This window comes from Flagellimonas marinaquae (assembly GCF_003992675.1).
Taxonomy (GTDB): Bacteria; Bacteroidota; Bacteroidia; order Flavobacteriales; family Flavobacteriaceae; genus Flagellimonas; species Flagellimonas marinaquae.
Window position 1 is genome coordinate 203760 of record NZ_RZMZ01000014.1, and the last position, 15224, is coordinate 218983.

17 protein-coding genes are annotated in these 15224 nt (G+C 44.3%); 8 read left to right on the top strand and 9 right to left on the bottom strand.

All coding sequences use genetic code 11. The annotated features are described in order from the left end of the window. The 5 genes from EO130_RS08495 to EO130_RS15695 all read left to right on the top strand — a co-directional run. Nucleotides 1-594, top strand: a 594-nt coding sequence (locus tag EO130_RS08495; RefSeq protein ID WP_206513141.1) for a hypothetical protein, incomplete at its 5' end; no start/stop codon positions are given. A 1-nt stretch (nt 595) separates the two neighbouring features. Further along, the gene (locus tag EO130_RS08500) at nt 596-1762 is read left to right on the top strand and encodes a gliding motility-associated C-terminal domain-containing protein (RefSeq protein WP_127141086.1); all 1167 of its coding nucleotides are present in this window, start codon (nt 596-598) and stop codon (nt 1760-1762) included. 69 nt (nt 1763-1831) lie between these two features. Continuing rightward, a complete protein-coding gene (locus EO130_RS08505; RefSeq protein ID WP_127141087.1) occupies nt 1832-2566 on the top strand; it encodes a M15 family metallopeptidase in 735 nt (244 codons plus the stop codon). Nucleotides 2567-2606: 40 nt separating this feature from the next. Beyond that, nucleotides 2607-3371, top strand: coding sequence for a M48 family metalloprotease (locus EO130_RS08510; RefSeq protein WP_127141088.1), 765 nt, complete (start codon nt 2607-2609; stop codon nt 3369-3371). Nucleotides 3372-3485: 114 nt separating this feature from the next. Further along, nucleotides 3486-3653, top strand: a complete 168-nt coding sequence (locus EO130_RS15695; RefSeq protein ID WP_306456993.1) for a DUF6747 family protein — start codon at nt 3486-3488, stop codon at nt 3651-3653. A gap of 105 nt (nt 3654-3758) precedes the next feature. Here the strand turns inward: EO130_RS15695 and EO130_RS08515 are convergent, their stop codons facing one another. Further along, entirely contained in the window at nt 3759-4151 is a 393-nt protein-coding gene (locus EO130_RS08515) for an ankyrin repeat domain-containing protein (protein ID WP_127141089.1), read from the bottom strand. 207 nt (nt 4152-4358) lie between these two features. Between EO130_RS08515 and gpmI the strand changes: the two genes are divergently transcribed. The 3 genes from gpmI to EO130_RS08530 all read left to right on the top strand — a co-directional run bounded on the left by gpmI (nt 4359) and on the right by EO130_RS08530 (nt 7655). After that, nucleotides 4359-5876, top strand: a complete 1518-nt coding sequence (gpmI, locus tag EO130_RS08520; RefSeq protein WP_127141090.1) for a 2,3-bisphosphoglycerate-independent phosphoglycerate mutase — start codon at nt 4359-4361, stop codon at nt 5874-5876. 43 nt (nt 5877-5919) lie between these two features. Next, nucleotides 5920-6738 (top strand): type I methionyl aminopeptidase, encoded by an 819-nt coding sequence (map, locus tag EO130_RS08525; protein ID WP_127141091.1) that lies wholly within the window; start codon nt 5920-5922, stop codon nt 6736-6738. 152 nt (nt 6739-6890) lie between these two features. Then, nucleotides 6891-7655, top strand: a complete 765-nt coding sequence (locus tag EO130_RS08530) for a class I SAM-dependent methyltransferase (protein ID WP_127141092.1) — start codon at nt 6891-6893, stop codon at nt 7653-7655. On the opposite strand, the gene EO130_RS08535 is transcribed toward EO130_RS08530, so the two are convergent. The 8 genes from EO130_RS08535 to EO130_RS08570 all read right to left on the bottom strand — a co-directional run bounded on the left by EO130_RS08535 (nt 7656) and on the right by EO130_RS08570 (nt 15190). Beyond that, complete coding sequence (locus EO130_RS08535) at nt 7656-8663, bottom strand: FAD:protein FMN transferase (protein ID WP_127141093.1); 1008 nt, start codon at nt 8661-8663, stop codon at nt 7656-7658. Further along, entirely contained in the window at nt 8664-9023 is a 360-nt protein-coding gene (locus tag EO130_RS08540; RefSeq protein WP_127141094.1) for a Na(+)-translocating NADH-quinone reductase subunit F, read from the bottom strand. A 92-nt stretch (nt 9024-9115) separates the two neighbouring features. Further along, nucleotides 9116-10426, bottom strand: coding sequence for an NADH:ubiquinone reductase (Na(+)-transporting) subunit F (nqrF, locus tag EO130_RS08545; protein WP_127141095.1), 1311 nt, complete (start codon nt 10424-10426; stop codon nt 9116-9118). 3 nt (nt 10427-10429) lie between these two features. Then, entirely contained in the window at nt 10430-11170 is a 741-nt protein-coding gene (gene nqrE, locus EO130_RS08550; protein WP_127141096.1) for an NADH:ubiquinone reductase (Na(+)-transporting) subunit E, read from the bottom strand. Nucleotides 11171-11181: 11 nt separating this feature from the next. After that, on the bottom strand, nt 11182-11829 hold the full coding sequence (locus EO130_RS08555; RefSeq protein ID WP_127141097.1) for an NADH:ubiquinone reductase (Na(+)-transporting) subunit D: 648 nt from the start codon (nt 11827-11829) through the stop codon (nt 11182-11184). 1 nt (nt 11830) lies between these two features. Next, nucleotides 11831-12580 (bottom strand): Na(+)-translocating NADH-quinone reductase subunit C, encoded by a 750-nt coding sequence (locus EO130_RS08560; protein WP_127141098.1) that lies wholly within the window; start codon nt 12578-12580, stop codon nt 11831-11833. Nucleotides 12581-12582: 2 nt separating this feature from the next. Beyond that, nucleotides 12583-13833: an NADH:ubiquinone reductase (Na(+)-transporting) subunit B gene (locus tag EO130_RS08565; protein ID WP_127141099.1), complete on the bottom strand. Its 1251-nt coding sequence runs from the start codon at nt 13831-13833 to the stop codon at nt 12583-12585. Nucleotide 13834: 1 nt separating this feature from the next. Further along, nucleotides 13835-15190 carry a Na(+)-translocating NADH-quinone reductase subunit A gene (locus tag EO130_RS08570; RefSeq protein ID WP_127141100.1) on the bottom strand — a complete coding sequence of 452 codons (1356 nt, stop codon included), beginning with the start codon at nt 15188-15190 and terminating at the stop codon, nt 13835-13837. Between the last annotated feature and the right edge of the window lie 34 nt (nt 15191-15224).

The following is a 15224-nucleotide window of genomic DNA, read 5'->3' on the forward strand; positions in this document are numbered from 1 at the left end:
GCCATAGACCCAAGTGCCGGGAACAGCGTAATCACTGATGTTACAGACCCAACAAACCCTCAGGACGCTGCCACCAAAAACTATGTGGACAACGAAATAACAAACAATGCCGCGGATGGGTCGGAAACATTGATCAACGCGGGCACCGACATCAACATCACGGGGGACGGCACCACTGGAACCCCCTACGTAATAAATAGCACGTTTACCGAGGCACAAGACCTGGCCGATGTCATAGCCATCGACCCAAGTGCCGGAAACAACGCAATCACAGACGTGACCGACCCAACAAACCCTCAGGATGCTGCAACAAAGGCATACGTGGATTCCGTAACGGATGAAATAGCATTATCAGGGCAAGTGGCCTCAGGAACAAGTACAAGTACTGGAGAGTACACGATAAATAATGATGCCATTACAACTTCATCAATTATTCATCTTACTGTAGAGGAAAATGCATCAGGTGATGCTATCATGATACAACTAACCTCTCAAAATAATGGTGATTTTTCTGTTAAAGTATATGAGTTTACCGGTGGAGGCCCACCAACACTCACGGATGCAAATTGGCAATACATCGTTGTAAATCCTTAGAATGAAACCCCTCCTCTACATAACCGCCCTCCTTTCGGTCTCTTTTTGTTTGGCCCAGAGCGGGCTGTACAATAGTGGCAACTTTACGGTGCACAACAATGCCCAGATCGGGTTGCATACCGATTTTATCAACGATGCTAATTTTGACCAAACCAACGGACTGGTCGGATTTTATGGGAATAGGCCCATCATCGTTTCCGGAAGCATTCCCCCCACCCTATGGGACACCGAGATTTTGATGAACAGTAACGTTTTTTTGCAAAACGCCCTGTTGGTGCGCAATAATATAAATTTTATTGATGGGGACTTTTTATCGCCTACGAATATTTCGGCAGTGAACCTCAACTTTGTGGACACCGGGTTTTTTGCCGGCGAAAGCGATGCCTCCAAAGTCACCGGCTTTGCCGCTATTACCAATCAGGATGTGTTTTCCTTCCCTGTGGGTGATTCGGCGCAGCTCAGACCCCTTATTCTAAACTCCCAAGGCAATACGCCTTTGGCCGTTTGCGCCTATTTTTTTGAGGACCCTTCCAATCCTGAATCCATTTTACAAGGTTTCGATACCGAACAAAAAGTCAGGGATATTGGAACGGTATCGGACCGTGAATTTTGGATCATCCAAAGCGATGTCCCAGCACAGGTGACCATTTCCTGGAACACAAGAAGCGACCTGGCCACCATACCCAATGCCACACCCGAATCCATTATTGTGGTAGGTTGGAGCAAAGCATCCAACCAATGGGTCATTATAGGAAATTCGGCCATTAGTGGTGACCTTGCACAGGGGTTTATCACCTCACAGACCTTTGTTCCCAGTGATTTTGCGGCCATTACCTTTGGCACCATTCCATTGCCCACCGATACATTTGCCGTGGAAAATCCGACCCTCGGTAATTATTTTTTAAGTCCCAACGGGGACGGTATCAACGATTTTTTGGTGATCGATGGCATGGAGGAATCACCGAACAACAGTTTGCGCATCTTTAACCGTTTTGGGCAAAAGGTGTTTGAAAAGTTCAACTACATCAACGAGTTTAATGGGGTATCCAACACGGGAAGTTTTGTGGTGAGCCAAGATGCTGGTCTGCCCGAAGGTGTCTATTTTTACTTGGTTTCCTTGGATGACCTAGAGTTGGAATACACTGGCTTCCTCTTTTTGGACAGATAATTTACCGAACAAAAACTTTTCAAAAGACGAATTAAAAATACTTCTTAACTTGGGTCAAAATTCATTTTCATGAGAAGAAGGACCTTTATCAAAACTACGTCGGCCTCAGGATTGGCCTGTGCCCTACCCCCTGTATTTCCAACTATTTTTGACCCAAATTACTCTACCGAAGAGTTAATGGGAAAAGCCAAAATAGAATTATTTGGTGAAGGCATCAACCTTAGAAAAGAGGCCTATGAGTCCTTCTTGGAAATGAAAAAGGCCGCTTATTCGGACGGTTTTGACATTAAAATGGTGTCCAGTTACCGGGATTTTTTCCGTCAGCGGACGATTTGGGAACGAAAATATCTTGCCTTTACCGAAGAGGATGGGATGACACCCTTGGATGCCATTGACAAAATCATTGAATATTCTACCATACCTGGCACAAGTCGCCATCATTGGGGTACCGACATTGATATTATCGATGGTTATCCTGAAGTTTCAGGAGATGTGCTGGTCGCAGAGAAATTCGAGGCAGGTGGTCCTTTTGAAGGCTTAAAACTTTGGTTGGATGAGAATTCGACCAAATATGGGTTCTATCTGGTCTACACCAACAATCCTAAACGAAGAGGATTCAAATATGAGCCATGGCACTACAGCTATGCCCCACTTTCCATCCCCATGCTTACCGAATACCGAAGGTTGAACATTTTGAAACTACTCCAAAAAGAGGATTTCTTCGGTAGCGAACATTTTACCAATAGGTTTGTTCGCACCTACATTCAGGACAATATTTTGGACATCAACCCCGTATTGCTATAAGCGTTTTTTTGTATCTTCCAGTAGCTAGAACACTAACATCATGAAAAGAGGAAGTTGGAGGATACGCATCCTTATCGGCTTGGCTATAGTGGCCTTCGCCTTTATTCGGCGCTGCAGCAACCAAGAGAAAAACCCCTATACCGGCCGGACCCAGAATATTGACATGACGGCAGAGCAAGAAATTGCCATAGGACTGCAAAGCGCACCCGAAATGGCGCAACAGCATGGAGGACTCTACCCCGACGAGCAATTACAGGCTTTTGTAGACGCCGTAGGCAGCAAACTGGTCAACAATAGCGTGGCCCGCGAAACTCCGTACCGGTACGAATTCCATCTTTTGGCAGACGATAGAACCATTAATGCCTTTGCGCTGCCAGGCGGACAGATTTTTATCACTTACGCACTTTTTTCCCAGTTGAACGAGCCACAATTAGCGGGTGTTTTAGGTCATGAGATAGGCCACGTGCTGGGAAGGCATTCCGCCGAACGTATCGCGGAGAGCAGTTTTTGGCAGACCTTGGCCACGGGAGCCTCTGTTGGTGGAGACATGGGGAACCTGGTCGCTGGGATTGGGCAAAACACCTTATTGAAAAACGGGAGGGGAGACGAACTGGAAAGCGACGAACTGGGTGTCCTTTTTATGATTGAATCCGGATACGACCCCAACGAAATGATCAGCGTAATGGAAATCTTAAAATCGGCCGCGGGCCCAAACAGGGTGCCGGAGTTCCAAAGCACGCATCCCGATCCCGAGAATAGGATTGAAAAAATAAAAGAGGCCATCGAAAAATATTCAGGTCGATAGAATTGGCTGTTTATCGATAAAAAAGGCATTCTATCTTTTATTCCTTATCTTTGAGTAAACCCGAATCCTACCTACGTTCTCTTGACCTTTTTGTGCGGTAAAAAGAGAGAACATATGGGAACACTAGTACACTTTAAAGATCTCTATTTAGAGGCATTTGACGATTGCAAACCTAGCTTTGTCGTATATTTCTTGAAGGGATATTCGATATTTTGCGCGGTCATGTTGTTCATGGCCTTTTACGCATTTTTGTACAGAGCTTTTACAGGCTTTGAATTCTAAGCCGCGAGACACACTCTTTTGCAAGGACACTATAATTATTTAAAATGAGCAAAGGCCCCATCCGTTTGGATAGGGCCTTTTACATTAGACGAATAAACTCCTTTTCTATTTTTTCATAGCAGCTTCCAATACGGCTTGTGCATCGGTGGCATTGGACACCTTGGCATACTTCATAGCGGTCATCCCCCCATCGCAGCGCATTTTTAGGTTGGCGCCGTTTTCAATGAGTACTTTCAAAACTTCCGCCTTGTTATACCGGGCGGCATAATGAATAGGTGCCTTTCCCAAAGATTTTTGGTTGACATCCTCTCCCAGTTCAATAAACTTTTTTACAGTCTCTACATCTCCTTGCATCACTGCTTTGCAAAAAGCGCTGAGCTCATCGGGAGTTACGATTTCAAGATTGGCTGTACTGTTCGCGGAAACAGGTTCGTGGGCAGCAACGCCGCTTAGGGCCAACATGGATAATGCAGCCACTGTGAAAATTGTTTTTTTCATGATGAATGTTTTTGATTAATGAATTTACTTGTTATAAAAATAGACTCTCAAAAACCCATCATGTTACAGGATTAACAGTTATATAACCAAATTTTAACAATACTTCAATTTTAACATAAAATAATTAACAAGTTCGTAATTAGAATTTTAACAAAAAGCTAGGGCATCCAAGGAGAACATTTTACTTTTGTAATACAACTTTCAACTATGAGCAAAAAGGTAATTCTTATGATTTTGGATGGATGGGGAAAATCTCCCGATCCAAACGTTTCAGCCATTGAAAAAGCCAACACACCATTCGTTGATTCACTCTATAAAAACTACCCAGATGCGGACTTGCTTACCGATGGCATGAACGTGGGACTGCCCGAAGGGCAAATGGGCAATAGTGAAGTGGGCCACATGAATTTGGGTGCCGGACGTATTGTGTACCAAGATCTGGCCAAAATCAACAAGGCCGTAAAGGAAGACACCTTAAAAAATGAACAGGTCCTAAAGGATGCATTTGAATATGCCAAAACCAACAACAAACCAGTCCATTTCTTAGGATTGGTGAGCGATGGCGGGGTGCATAGCCATATAGACCATTTAAAGGCATTGATTAAGGCGGCCGACGAGAGTGGCGTACAACAGTCCTTTGTCCATGCCTTTACCGACGGCCGCGATGTGGACCCCAAAAGTGGTAAGGGCTTTTTAGTGGACTTGGACCAATTCTGCTCAGACAAAAAAACCAAATTGGCCACGGTAATCGGAAGATACTATGCCATGGACCGTGACAAACGTTGGGAGCGCGTCAAAATGGCCTACGAGGTATTGGTAAACGCCGAAGGCGAAAAAACCCAGAATATTGGGGAAGCCATGCAAAACAGCTATGATGAAGGTGTAACAGATGAGTTCATCAAACCCTTGGTGATGACCGATTCCAATAACGAACCGCTTACAAAAATCAAGGATGGTGATGTCATCATCTTTTTTAATTTCAGGACGGATAGGGGCCGTGAGCTTACCCAAGTCCTGAGCCAGATGGATTTTCATGAGCAGAACATGCACAAATTGGATTTGTATTATGTGACCATGACCAATTATGACGAATCCTTCAAGGGCATCAAAATCATTTTCAACAAAGAAAATATTAAGGACACCCTCGGGGAAACCCTTGCCAAGCATGGAAAAAAGCAGATTCGCATTGCCGAGACCGAAAAATATCCGCATGTTACCTTCTTCTTTAATGGTGGACGTGAGGAACCTTTCGAAGGCGAACAGCGTATTCTTTGCCCGTCGCCTAAAGTGGCCACATACGATCTTCAGCCCGAGATGAGCGCTTATGACATTCGGGACGCCATCATTCCCAAGCTCAAAAAAGGGGAAGCCGACTTTGTGTGCCTTAATTTCGCCAATCCGGATATGGTAGGCCATACTGGAATTATGGAAGCAGCCATAAAAGCTTGTGAAACTGTTGATGAATGTGCCAAGGATGTAATTACCGCCGGTTTGGAAAACGGTTATTCCACTATCGTAATCGCAGACCACGGCAATTGCGACACCATGATCAATCCTGATGGCAGTCCCAACACTGCCCATACCACCAATCCTGTTCCGCTTATTTTGGTAGATAAGGATATTAAAGAAGTAAAAAATGGTGTGCTTGGGGATATTGCACCTACGATTCTGAAAATGTTGAACGTTCCACAGCCCGAAGCAATGACCCAAAAGCCATTGGTTTAGGTGAAATACCTTGAAATCCACAGAATCAATTTATCTTTGCCGCATGATTCAAGTAAAAACAGCAGAGGAAATTGAGTTGATGCGGGAAAGCGCGTTGGTGGTATCCCGTACCTTGGGTATGTTGGCGAAAGAGATAAAACCTGGTGCCAACCCCTTGAAATTGGATAAAATGGCCGAGGATTTCATCCGGGAACAAGGAGCCAAACCCGGTTTCTTAGGGATGTATGACTTTCCTAACACGCTCAACTGGAGCCCCAATGCACAAGTAGTACATGGCATTCCGGGAAATGAACCCCTAAAGGAAGGAGATATCATTTCTGTGGATTGTGGGGCCGTAAAAAATGGCTTTTATGGTGACCATGCCTATACATTTGAAGTGGGTGAAGTGGCCGAGGAAACCAAAAAACTGCTTAAAGTAACCAAGGAATCGCTTTACATCGGGATACGGGAATTTAAATTGGGTAACCGTGTAGGTGACGTGGGTTATGCCATTCAAAAATATACAGAAGACCACGGCTACGGAGTTGTCCGGGAATTGGTGGGTCATGGTCTGGGCCGAGAGCTCCACGAAGATCCTCAAATGCCCAATTATGGCAAAAGAGGTCGCGGTAAAAAGTTTGTCGACGGAATGGTAGTGGCCATAGAGCCCATGATCAATATGGGAACCAAGCGTATCAAGCAATTACGTGATGGATGGACCATATTGACTGCTGATGGCAAACCTAGCGCCCACTTTGAACACGATGTTGCCCTGATTGATGGAAAACCAGAACTGCTGTCTACTTTCCAATATATTTACGAAGCTTTGGGCATCACCAGTGATGAAGAGGATGAATTTCGTAGTAAGAAGTTGGTGCTTTAAGTGAGTTTCTGATAAAATTTGTCAATTCGAGTGATTTTTAGGAGTGAAACGAAGAAAAATTGTATCGAGAATTAAAGTATCAGAAAAAAACTCCAGTTCTTGAACTGACATTTTGCATTCAAACTTTACCATAGGCAATAACCACTTAATTCGTGTCAAAACTGTTTAAATATTTTCTGAATCTAATCCCTCGTCCTTTACTCATCCGACTGAGCTATTGGGTGCGGCCGTTGATTGCATTTTCCCTAAAGGGAAAAACATATACCGACCCCATCGATGGAAAAAGTTTCAGGAAGTTTTTGCCTTACGGATACGAAAACCCCCGTGAAAATGTTCTCTCTCCTTCGACCCTATCCCTGGAAAGGCATCGCCTTTTATGGCTCTATCTCAAAAATGAAACGGATTTCTTTACCAAGCCTATTCAACTGTTGCACTTTGCGCCCGAACAAGCCTTTTACAAGCGGTTTAAAAAGTTGAACCATATTACCTACACCACCACTGACCTGAATTCACCTTTGGCAGATGTGAAAGCGGATATCTGTGACTTGCCATTTGATGACAACTTCTTTGACGTAATCCTTTGCAACCATGTCTTGGAACATATCCCGGATGATACCAAAGCGATGCAGGAGCTTTACCGTGTAATGAAACCGGGAGGCTGGGGCATATTCCAAATTCCACAGGACCTTAAACGAGAGCAAACCTTTGAGGACAACACCATTACCGACCGAAAGGAGCGAGCACGGATTTTTGGCCAATATGACCATGTGCGCATTTACGGCAGGGACTATTTTGACAAACTTCGTAGCATTGGCTTTACGGTAGAAGAGGTAGATTACACCAACAGGCTTCCAAAGGAAGATGTGGAAAAATACCGTTTGGCCAAGGGGGAAATCATCCCGCTGGTAAAAAAGTAATTACTTCTTGACCAAAGCTTCAAAGCCAGGGGTGAAATACTCTTGAGTCACACCATTGCTATCCAAATAGATGATATAGGCCTCAAGTTCATCATGGCCCTCAAGTATGGCCTTGGAGTCTTCCAAATCTAGCGCCATAAATGTGGTGGCATAGGCATCAGCCACGGCACAGGTCTTAGCAACCACACTGGTGGCCAATACATTGGAATTTTTGGTGTATCCTGTTTTTGGGTTAATAGTATGCACAAACTTTTCACCAGTTTCAGGGTCTACCCTAAATTTTCTATAGTTTCCTGATGATGCCATGGCCACATCCTTGAGCGAAACTATTTGCTTAAGCTGACGACCTGTCTCCACTTGGGGATCATCAATACCTACGGTCCATTGTTTTCCGGACACCAAATTGGTTCCCTTGGCCAAGACTTCGCCGCCAACCTCAACGAGATAATTATCAATGCCTTTCTGGTCGAGCATAGCCCCCAATCGATCAATGGCATAGCCTTTGGCCACGGCATTGAAATCGAAACGGATGGATGGATGTTCCTTAGTGATAGTATTATTCGCATTCAGTTTTACCTTGTCCCACCCTACATATTGCAACAAACTGTCTACACGAAGGCTATCGAGCTGCATTTGCTCACCTGGGCCAAATCCCCACGCATTTACCAAAACACCGATAGTAGGGTCAAAATAACCGTCCGAGGCTTTATAGACCTCACTGGACACCTCAAAAACCTCCCGGAACATATCATCTACCTGAATGGTGGAGTCCCCGGTATTGATCTTTGAAATATCTGAAGTAGGGATGTAAGTGGACATGGATTGGTTGAGTACTTGAAACACCGAGTCGATTTCTTGTTGGTAATCCAACTCCTCGTCTGCAATATAGATGATGGAATAGGTGGTTCCCAGGGCATTGCCCCAAGATTGGTTCTTTACATGCGCTTCGGGGGTACACCCGGCCAAAAAAAGTACTGTCAACACTGAAATGATCCAATTGTTCTTCATCTAAATCTCTATTAATCCTTGATAATCCACTACGTACTCCTCGTTCAGATACAGGGGTTCGGTCCTATCCGCGGCATTGGAAAGCCCTACACCGGCAAAATAGGTCCTTGCTTCGAACTTTTCTGCGTGATTTTTCACCTTGTGCATCAGTTCTTTATCGTACTCCCTCGGGTTGAATGGAAACTCCACATTACGCACTACGATAAAGTGCAGTACTTTCTCCTTAAGGCATACGTACTGCGGATTCTTTTTGAGTTTACTGTTGATGGCCATAAACTCAAAACCATCGGCCTCGAGTTCCCTGCCCACAATGTTCATGGCCAAGTTATGAAGTTCCTGTTCCGTTAATTCTCTTCCCATAGCATAGCTAACAAAAAAACCGATGCTGGGAGCATCGGTTTGGTTTTATTATACCTCTCGACAATGCTCGAGGTGATATTCAATTTTGGTTTCTATCCACCAAAGTCATCAAATCTGATATTCTCATCGGGAATACCAAAGTCCTCGCCCATTTTTTGAACGGCCTTGTTCATCAATGGTGGTCCACAGAAATACAATTCGATGTCCTCCGGGGTTTCATGATGGTTCAGGTAGTTATCGATAACGCAGTTGTGGATAAATCCAACAAATCCATCACCTTCCTCATCATTGATATCCTTCTTCACCTTCCAGTTATCTTCTTCCAATGGCTCAGAAAGTGCCATGTAGAATTTAAAGTTGGGGAATTCCTTCTCCAATTTCTTAAAGTGGTCAATGTAGAACAACTCTCTCTTGGAACGTCCTCCATACCAATAGGTCACTTTTCTATCCGTTTTCAAGGTCTTGAACAAATGGTACAAGTGGGAACGCATCGGAGCCATTCCAGCACCACCTCCTACGTAAAGCATCTCTGCTTCGGATTCGTTGATGAAGAATTCACCAAAAGGTCCAGAAATGGTTACAGGGTCACCTTCCTTCAAACTAAATATGTAAGAGGAAGCAATACCCGGGTTTACGTCCATCCATCCATTTTTATTACGATCCCATGGTGGGGTCGCAATACGAACGTTCAACATAATTTCCCTTCCTTCCGCAGGGTAAGAGGCCATGGAATAGGCTCTCTCAACGGTTTCAGGGTTCTTCATGACCAATGGCCACAAGTTAAATTTATCCCACTCTGCTTGAAACTTGTCTGGTGTTTCGTGCTCTTCTGGGTGAGCGGTGATATCGATATCCGAATATTTTACCTCACATGGCGGAATTTCAATTTGGATATATCCACCTGCTTTGTAGTTCATATCCTCAGGAATTTCCACTACAAATTCCTTGATAAAAGAGGCCACGTTATAGTTACGCACCACTTTGGCATCCCATTTTTTGATACCAAACACCTCTTCTGGAATCGTGATTTCCATATCCTGCTTTACTTTGACCTGACAGGCCAATCGTGCTCCTTCTTGCAATTCCTTTTTGGAAAAATGAGGGGTTTCGGTAGGCAATGCCTCTCCTCCCCCGGAAAGCACATGGCACTCGCATTGGATACAGGTTCCACCACCACCACAAGCGGATGGCAAGAATATCTTTTGATTACCTAAGGTGGACAACAATGATCCACCGGAACCCACTTCCAATTCCTTTTCGCCATTAATGGTAATGGTTACAGGTCCCGAGGGTGATAATTTTTCCTTAGTGAACAGCAACAACGCCACCAACACTAACAACAAAACAAGAAATGCAACTACTGTGATCAAGATAGTACCTCCGGTACTTGCGGCTAATATCATCTTTTATTTGTTTAAGGCTTCGTTATAAGAGATTGCTTTTTCATCTTCATCAATCTCTTTTTTAATTTCTTTTTCCTTTTGGGTCTCCGCAGTGGTGCTTTGGGTCTCCTCTGGCGGTTCGTTATCCCCGGTAAGCATTCCACCGAAGCTTTGGAACCCGATTCCCATCAAACCTGTTATGATAAAGGTAATACCCAATCCTCGCAATGGGGCGGGCACGTTGGAGTAACGAATCTTTTCACGGATAGCTGCAATGGCCAAAATAGCCAAGAACCAGCCGATACCGGAGCTAATTCCGTAGTTCAACGCCAAACCGATGTTAGGGATATCCCTGGTCTGCATGAACAACGAGCCCCCAAGAATGGCACAGTTTACCGCAATCAACGGCAAAAAGATACCCAAAGAGTTATACAAGGATGGAGAAAATTTCTCCACTACAATTTCTACCAGCTGAACCATAGTCGCAATGGTCGCGATAAATAGGATAAAGGACAAAAAGCTTAGGTCATAATCGGCATATTCTGGACCCAACCAGACTAAGGCTCCATCTTGAAGCAAATATTTGTCCAACAACCAGTTCAACGGTACGGTTACACCCAATACGAATATTACGGCGGCTCCCAAACCTACGGCTGTGGTCACTTTTTTGGATACGGCCAAATAGGAACACATGCCCAAAAAGACCGCAAACACCATATTGTCTACGAAGATTGACTTAAAAAATAGTTCTAAATGCTCTAACATGCTTCCTCAGTTTATGCTTCTTCAATTAATGCCCTGTTTCTGGAGCGTTGTACCCAAATGATGACTCCTACTACAATCAAAGCTGCAGGAGGTATAATCATAAATCCATTATTCTCATATCCGATGGAGTACAATCCAGTTTTGGCGATGGGGTCTCCAAGCACTTTGATTCCGAACAAGGTTCCGGAACCTAAAAGCTCCCTAAAGAAACCAACAATAACAAGGATAACTCCATATCCCAACGCGTTACCGATTCCATCAAGGAAAGCTCTTCTTGGGCCATTTCCGAGTGCGAATGCCTCAAAACGTCCCATGATGATACAGTTGGTAATAATAAGTCCAATAAATACGGACAAGGTTTTACTAAGGTCATAGGCAAATGCCTTCAACACTTGATCCACAATAATTACCAAGGCGGCAACAACCACCAACTGAACAATAATCCTGATTTTGGAAGGGATAATGTTCCTGATCAATGAAATTACCACGTTACCTACTCCCATTACAAACAATACGGATATCGCCATAACTACCGAAGCTTTCAATTCTGCGGTAATCGCCAAGGCAGAACAGATACCCAATACCTGAATGGTAATCGGGTTGTTATCGGCCAACGGGTCTTTTATAAGATTTGCATCTTTTTTTGATAGTAGCGCCATATTAATTGGATCTAATAGTTTGTAAATAAGGTTTGTAAAGCTTCAAGCTCTCTTTGATCATGGCACTTACCCCGTTTCCGGTAATGGTAGCACCCGCCAAAGCATCCACTTCATTATCTTCTTTATTTTCGTTTAGGGGATCGTTGTTTCCTTTGGCTACCTGAACACCTTCGTATGTATCCCCGTCCATTACGGATTCTCCTTTAAAGTCATCCATAAAGAAACGTTGGTTGATGTTGGAACCAAGTCCGGGCGTTTCCCCTTTGTGATCAAAAAAGACCCCTTTGATTTCCATATTCTCCCCAACGGACATGTATCCCCAAATAGCATCCCAAAGACCTTTACCGTACATCGGGATGATATAATACTTTTCGCCATCCTTTTCTCCGACCAAGAGTGGGAGTTCAGTATTTCCCCCGCTTTTGGCTTGTGCTAGTGCCTTTTCTACATTAATAAGGTAAGCGTTGTCCTTTTCAACCACCTGGGACCCGTCCCAAACCAATTGCTGGGTGATGTATTTTGAAAATGCGCCCTCTACCTCGGAAGTAGGTACAAAAGACACATCTCCATCGCCTTCATTCTCGTTGACTCCCATGGCATAAAGGATGTTCTGTTGCTTTTCAAAGCGCACGTTCTCATCGATCATTGGCTTTAGGCCCGAAGCCATAAAGGCAAGCAAGGAGCCGACAACCACAACCATTAGCACTGCAAAAATTACAGTATAGCCATTCTTTTCTGTATTGATTGCCATAATTACGCTGTTTCCGTTTTTAGTGAATCAACCTCATCCGAAGCTTTGGGATAGATGGTTGCTGTTTTCAATCTCTTCAATCTCTTTTTGATATTGCCCTTCACCACGTAGTGATCGATGGTAGGTGCAAACACGTTCATCAACAAGATGGCCAAGAATACGCCTTCCGGATACCCTGGGTTGAACACCCTGATCATCACGGACAGGAACCCGATAAAGAATCCGTAGTACCACTTTCCTTTATTGGTTTGGGAGCCCGTTACAGGGTCGGTCGCCATGAAGACGATACCGAAAGCCAAACCTCCAACAATTAAATGCTGCCAGAAAGGAAAGCTCATCAACGAGTAGAACTTACTGTACTCCGGAAGCCATCCAGCATCCACGATACCATTAAATATAAGTCCCATAGCCAAAGCACCGATAACGGCACTCACCATGATTCGCCATGAAGCTATTTTGGAGAAAATCAAGAAAAGTCCTCCCAATAGAATCAACAAGGTAGATGTTTCACCTACGGAACCAGGTATAAATCCATAGAACATATCTGCCAGTGAATAGGAATAATCCGAACCTTGGGCCAATGACCCAAGAATGGTTTCCCCGGAAATAGCATCTGCAGTACCCGCTCTTTCAACTGCTTCGTGCACCCATACCTTATCCCCGCTCATCCAAGTTGGATAGGCAAAGAACAAGAACGCACGAATCGTTAATGCTGGGTTCAAAATATTCATTCCGGTACCTCCGAAGACTTCCTTACCGATAACAACGCCGAATACAACGGCGATGGCCAACATCCAAAGTGGAGTATCAACAGGTACAATCAAAGGAACCAACATACCTGTCACCAAGTATCCTTCCTCTACCTCGTGGCCCTTAATTACGGCAAACAAGAATTCGATAGCCAAACCGACACCGTAGGAAACGATGACCAGTGGCAATACGGTCGTAACCCCTACCCAGAAATTGTCCCACGTCAAGAAATGCTCGAAAAGGGAAAAGTTCTCTGGGAAACCGTTGATCGCAGAATAATGTTGATATCCTGCATTGAACATTCCGAACAACAAACAGGGCACCAATGACAAAATAACGGTGTTCATGGTACGCTTTAAATCGTCCGCAGCACGAACGTGAGCCCCTGAATGGGTGGTTTCGTTCGGGGTATAAAGAAAAGTATGCAGTGCGTTAAAGGCCGGGGCCATCTTTTTGCCCTGATACTTAAGTTTTAACTGATGTAATTTTTCTTTCAAAGCCATATTATCCAAGTTCTTTTTGTAACAAATCCAATCCTTCCCTGATTATTTGTTGGTGCGGTTGTTTTGAGATACAGATGAATTCCGTCAAAGAGAAATCCTCAGGGGCCACTTCATAAAGGCCCAATTGTTCCATTTCGTCCAAATCCTTTACCATGCAGGCCTTTAACAGTTGAAGCGGGTAGATATCCATTGGAAAAACCTCCTCATACCTTCCCGTTACCACGAAAGCCCTGTGCTCGCCATTGGTATTGGTATCCAAATCATATTTCTTTTTGGGCTGCAACCAAGAAAAGGTCAATGCCCTTGTGGACGATATTTTATCGAAAACCGGCTTGTTCCATCCAAAAAACTCATAATCGTCGCCTTCTGGAATGGCCGTAACCGTATTATTGTAGAAGCCCAAATATCCTTCGGTATTGGTTTTGGTACCCGTAAGCACATCGCCATTGATCAACCTGAACCTATCTTCCGTTACGCCACTGGCATACAAAAAGGTAGAAATTTCAGCTCCAATCTTGGTTCTATAGTATTTTGGTGCCTTGATCACAGAACCAGCCAACGCGACCACTCGCTCCGCATTGAACTTACCGGTCAACAAAAGCTCACCCAACATGACAACATCTTGCGGTGAAAGGGTCCAAACCACTTCTCCCTTGTTGATCGGGTCAATTTTATTGATCTGTGTTCCCACCAATCCTGCAGGGTGCGGACCTGAAATCCTATGAAGCTCGATTCCTTTTATATCAACAAAAGGAGACCTTGCATTGCCCTTACCTACTGATACGTGTATTTTTCCTGGTGTCAGCTTGCTCAAGCCCATTACTGCTGCTTGGATTTCCTGCTCCTTGCCTCTCAAGGCAAAATCCGGGTCGGCCTCTAAAGGAGCCGTTGAATAGGCGGAAATAAAAATAGCTTTGGGAGTGGCGCTGGGATCAGCGATCACATCATAAGGTCGTTGTTTGATGAAGGGCCATCCACCACATTGCAAAAGGTAGGATTTAATGGCCTCACCATCCGCCGTGTCCAAATCCGGCACCTTGTTGATCATGTACTGTTGTTCCTTGTCGGCAAGGATTTTTAGCGTTAAGATTCGCCTTCTTGCCCCCCTAACGATTTCCACCAACTCACCGCTGACAGGGGAAACGAAGTGCATGTCTTCGTTGTTCTTGTTATAAAAGATGGGCTCGCCCGCCTTTATCTCTTCCCCTTCCTTAATCAACATTTTTGGAGTGATTCCATGGAAATCATCTAGGTTCAGGGCATATACGTTACTCGCAACGGCATTGGAAATAGTCTGCTCTGCTGCCCCAACGAGGTTGATATTCAACCCCTTTTTAATCCGGATGTCTTTAGACATATTATTGTAGACCTTTTATTATCAAAATCGAACG

Excerpts from the sequence above, each read along its gene's own strand:
- nqrF (WP_127141095.1), bottom strand. The coding sequence starts at position 10,426 with ATGATATTAGCCGCAAGTACCGGAGGTACTATCTTGATCACAGTAGTT.
- map (WP_127141091.1), top strand. The coding sequence starts at position 5,920 with ATGATTCAAGTAAAAACAGCAGAGGAAATTGAGTTGATGCGGGAAAGC.
- EO130_RS08560 (WP_127141098.1), bottom strand. The coding sequence starts at position 12,580 with ATGGCAATCAATACAGAAAAGAATGGCTATACTGTAATTTTTGCAGTG.
- gpmI (WP_127141090.1), top strand. The coding sequence starts at position 4,359 with ATGAGCAAAAAGGTAATTCTTATGATTTTGGATGGATGGGGAAAATCT.
- EO130_RS15695 (WP_306456993.1), top strand. The coding sequence starts at position 3,486 with ATGGGAACACTAGTACACTTTAAAGATCTCTATTTAGAGGCATTTGAC.
- EO130_RS08500 (WP_127141086.1), top strand. The coding sequence starts at position 596 with ATGAAACCCCTCCTCTACATAACCGCCCTCCTTTCGGTCTCTTTTTGT.
- EO130_RS08570 (WP_127141100.1), bottom strand. The coding sequence starts at position 15,190 with ATGTCTAAAGACATCCGGATTAAAAAGGGGTTGAATATCAACCTCGTT.
- EO130_RS08515 (WP_127141089.1), bottom strand. The coding sequence starts at position 4,151 with ATGAAAAAAACAATTTTCACAGTGGCTGCATTATCCATGTTGGCCCTA.
- EO130_RS08510 (WP_127141088.1), top strand. The coding sequence starts at position 2,607 with ATGAAAAGAGGAAGTTGGAGGATACGCATCCTTATCGGCTTGGCTATA.
- nqrE (WP_127141096.1), bottom strand. The coding sequence starts at position 11,170 with ATGTTAGAGCATTTAGAACTATTTTTTAAGTCAATCTTCGTAGACAAT.
- EO130_RS08535 (WP_127141093.1), bottom strand. The coding sequence starts at position 8,663 with ATGAAGAACAATTGGATCATTTCAGTGTTGACAGTACTTTTTTTGGCC.
- EO130_RS08505 (WP_127141087.1), top strand. The coding sequence starts at position 1,832 with ATGAGAAGAAGGACCTTTATCAAAACTACGTCGGCCTCAGGATTGGCC.
- EO130_RS08565 (WP_127141099.1), bottom strand. The coding sequence starts at position 13,833 with ATGGCTTTGAAAGAAAAATTACATCAGTTAAAACTTAAGTATCAGGGC.
- EO130_RS08555 (WP_127141097.1), bottom strand. The coding sequence starts at position 11,829 with ATGGCGCTACTATCAAAAAAAGATGCAAATCTTATAAAAGACCCGTTG.
- EO130_RS08540 (WP_127141094.1), bottom strand. The coding sequence starts at position 9,023 with ATGGGAAGAGAATTAACGGAACAGGAACTTCATAACTTGGCCATGAAC.